Source organism: Streptomyces apricus (genome assembly GCF_008369065.1).
Classification (GTDB): domain Bacteria; phylum Actinomycetota; class Actinomycetes; order Streptomycetales; family Streptomycetaceae; genus Streptomyces; species Streptomyces apricus.
The window spans coordinates 1-1,020 of the sequence record NZ_VDFC01000241.1; the positions used below are offsets into that span (position 1 = coordinate 1).

The 1,020-nt window shown below is 65.2% G+C and carries 1 protein-coding gene; it reads right to left on the reverse strand.

The genetic code is table 11. The features are described from left to right. The coding region (locus FGF04_RS39455; protein WP_149516200.1) for an LPXTG cell wall anchor domain-containing protein at positions 1–763 on the reverse strand (763 nt) is incomplete at its 3' end. Positions 764–1,020: the final 257 nt, after the last annotated feature.

The following is a 1,020-nucleotide window of genomic DNA, read 5'->3' on the forward strand; positions in this document are numbered from 1 at the left end:
GTCCACCACAGACCCGCCGCCCCCGCCGAGTCCACCACAGACCCGCCGCCCCCGCCGAGATCAGCGCCGCGCCCACCGCGCCGAGCGGCAGGACCTGGTCGGCGGGACCGGTCCTGGGCAGCTCCTCGCCGCCGGACCCGTCACCCGACCCGCCGCCACCGGCCTCGTCCCCGCCCGGCGTCACCGGTGTGTTGTCGGTGCCGAGCAGGAGGGGCGTCGCCGGGGCGTTCGGTGAGGGGTTGTTCGCACCGAACGGGACCGGGCCCTGCTGCCAGAACGTCTTCTTGCCGTCGGTGCTCTGGACGGGCAGGCAGATCTTGCCCTCCTTCTTCAGGTCGAACGTCGCGTCCACGGCGTACGACTTCGACTTGCCGGCCGCCAGGTTGTCGATGCCGCAGGCGTAGCCGCTGTTGGAACCCTCGGGAAGATCCGCCTCGGCGATTTTCGTGCATCCTTCGACATTGTTGACCGTCAGGCCGTCGAAACCGACCACGAGCAGTCGGATCGCACCGCTTTCCTTCGTTCCCCCATTCTCCACCGTGGCGGTGATCGCGGTTTTCTCGGAACTGTTGTCGACACTGATCTTCTCGGGCAGCGAGGTCGCCAGCTTTACGCCGCCGGGCGCTTCGTCGACGACCTTTCCCCCTTTGTCGCTCATCGGTCCCGGATCGTCCGCACCGGCGGAGAAGGAAAAGATCATCACCGCCGAGAAAGATGCTGTGAGCAGCGATCCTGTCGTGATCGTCATACGACGAGAACTCATGGTCGTCCCCCTTGTGACCCCGTGGCTGCGCCTGAATTCGCAGTACTTGAAGAGGTACCACAAGATTTCTCCGCACTATGCTGGTGCGGCACAAGATTGTGGACATCGTGCTTCTTTGCGGTTCTTGCGATCCATATGTGGCGGGTGTTGAAGGGGAGGCATGGGGGTGCCGGAAACAACGCGGGGCGGTATTCCGGGATTGCTGGTGACGGGGCGGTACCGGCTGGTCGAAAGCATCGGTCAGGGGGGAATGGGGC